The organism is Paraburkholderia sp. SIMBA_030, assembly GCF_046535245.1.
Taxonomy (GTDB): Bacteria; Pseudomonadota; Gammaproteobacteria; order Burkholderiales; family Burkholderiaceae; genus Paraburkholderia.
Map to the genome: position 1 here is coordinate 1 of NZ_JAWRXB010000111.1, position 404 is coordinate 404.

General features: G+C 35.1%; 1 protein-coding gene. It reads left to right on the forward strand.

Annotation, left to right across the window (positions count from 1 at the left end):
- Nucleotides 1-56 precede the first annotated feature (56 nt).
- The coding region (locus SB772_RS39255; RefSeq protein ID WP_410838424.1) for a hypothetical protein at nucleotides 57-404 on the forward strand (348 nt) is incomplete at its 3' end.

Consider the following 404-nt stretch of genomic DNA (forward strand, 5'->3'; position numbering starts at 1 on the left):
TATGTTGAATTCTTCAGTAAATTATCTAAATCAGTATTTTTAGAGGCTCAGGAAATATGAAATCATTAAAAATAACTTTTTTCGCTGCCTTCCTCGCTATTACAGGTTGTGCAACACATGATGCTAGAATTTTGGGCGCTGACAATCAAGTAGAGCTACGCAGTACGCAAACGCGAGCTTTTGATACCAGTGATAAAACTATAGTACTTAGAAATGTAATATCAACCTTACAAGATTTGAGTTTTGTCATTGATAAAGCTGATACAGATCTTGGTACAGTTTCAGCTACCAGACTAGTCAGCGGTAATAAAGTTAGAATGACTGTTACTGCAAGACCTTCTAGTTCTGGAAAATCTGTAATTGTTAGAGCAAATGCGCAATACAACTTGAAACCAATTGAAAAT